Raw genomic sequence first — 1,579 nt, 5'->3', positions numbered from 1 at the left:
TGGGGTTAGGGAGCGGCAGGGGCTAGTTCAGGCGTTTCAGGCCGTAGGACGTGTCCTACGAATCAGCGACACACGGCTGAGGAGAAAGACGACGGCGCCGACGAGTACCGATGGGATGAGGATGACGAGGACGTAGAGCGCGACGGTGCCATAACCCTGAGCAGGGTCGAGGAACGGATAGGGTACCCAGCCGTCGGTTGCGCCGCGGATCAGCACAACGACTGCCCACACAGACGGGTAGATCAGGACTCCCGCGAACGCTCTCCATGACAGGGAGTGCCGGTCGCTGATGAGGAGCCAGTCGAGCAGGGCGAAGACCGGGCTGGCGACGTGGAGGCTCCAGTTCGCCCACTCGAGTGCGACGCCTCCTTCGAGTCCTGTGAGAAGCATGTTGTAGACGATGCCGACTATGAGGATGTAGGTCGTAGCGAAACCCCGGACCAGGCTCAGTCGGCGGCCTTGGGCCTGGCGCCTGAGGAGAAGGATGCCCGACACGGTGAGCACGACGGCGAAGATGATGTTGCTCTGCATCGTGAAGTAACCGAAGAAGTTGAAGGGGTTGATGACTGCGCGCGACGCTGTGTCCAGGAAGGTCGCGATGATGGCGACGGCTATCAGGGTCGCCATCGCGAGACGGACGACACCGACCGCTGTCGTCGCGGTCTTGCGTGGGTGGAGGCGCGGACTGTTAGTGCGTGTCATCAGTGATCCTTGGTCGTGGGGCTTCTTGGCGCGAGCGCGGTGCTCGTGAGCAGTCACGGTGCGGGTTCGCTGGTCGCGTCCAGCCATTGGCCGGTGATCCATCGCGCGTCGTCGGAGACGAAGAACGCGACGATCTCGGCGACCTCGTCGGGGTCCGCGGTGTGCGTCGGGAGGTTCTCCGTGAGTACCGCCATCGCGTCGGCAGCGTGTTCAGTGCGCGTGGCTCGGGGCCCGACGGAATTGACCGTTATCCCTCGCGTGCGCAGGTCTGATGCCAGCACCATTGTGAAGGCGTCCATGGCTGCTTTGGACATCGCGTGCGGGAGGACGTGAGGGTCGCGGGTGCCGTAAGGGTAGTGGCTCGAGACGTTGATGATGCGGCCGTGGTCTCGCAGGCGAGCTAGTGCCTGTTGTGCGAGGAGGAACGGTAAGCGGACATTGACGTCGAAGACTTCGTCGAGGTCCTGCACTCGAACGTCTATGAAGGCGCGGCGTCGCCCTAAGGCGTCGGCGTGGCTGACGAGCACGTCGAGATGGCGGGCTCGGCGGTCGAACTGCATCCAGAGCTCGTCCATCCCCTCCGGCGAGTGGAGGTCGGACACGAGCGGGAACGCTCCTCCCCCCGCTGCCTCGATGCTTTTCACGACGTTCGCCGCAGCGTCGCCGCGGTCTCCGAGATGTACTCCAACGGTCATCCCTGAGTCGGAGCGTTTGAGGGCGACGGCGGACACGACGTCGGCGCTCGTACCGACCACCAATGCCGTCCTACCTCCCTCGGTTGTGTTCATGTCGGGTCCGAACGCCGTGCGTCACGCCCTCCGCCGACGCCGGCCAAGCAGCAGAACGAAGATGATGGCCGAACCCGCTCGTCCGGCGG

General features: G+C 64.5%; 2 protein-coding genes. Both read right to left on the bottom strand.

Annotated features, from left to right (window positions below):
* Positions 1–36 precede the first annotated feature (36 nt).
* Positions 37–702 (bottom strand): Pr6Pr family membrane protein, encoded by a 666-nt coding sequence (locus tag J7E68_RS18970; RefSeq protein ID WP_215175098.1) that lies wholly within the window; start codon positions 700–702, stop codon positions 37–39.
* Positions 703–755: 53 nt separating this feature from the next.
* Positions 756–1,490 (bottom strand): SDR family oxidoreductase, encoded by a 735-nt coding sequence (locus tag J7E68_RS18965; protein ID WP_251049173.1) that lies wholly within the window; start codon positions 1,488–1,490, stop codon positions 756–758.
* Positions 1,491–1,579 lie beyond the last annotated feature (89 nt).

The organism is Microbacterium sp. ISL-103 (assembly GCF_018613995.1).
In the GTDB taxonomy this organism is placed as follows: Bacteria; Actinomycetota; Actinomycetes; order Actinomycetales; family Microbacteriaceae; genus Microbacterium.
The sequence above is the reverse complement of the archived record's forward strand: the minus strand, read 5'-3'. Positions and strand labels throughout refer to the sequence as shown.

Bases quoted from the DNA above. Each gene is read 5' to 3' on its own strand.
- J7E68_RS18965 (WP_251049173.1), bottom strand. From the start codon at position 1,490: ATGAACACAACCGAGGGAGGTAGGACGGCATTGGTGGTCGGTACGAGC.
- J7E68_RS18970 (WP_215175098.1), bottom strand. From the start codon at position 702: ATGACACGCACTAACAGTCCGCGCCTCCACCCACGCAAGACCGCGACG.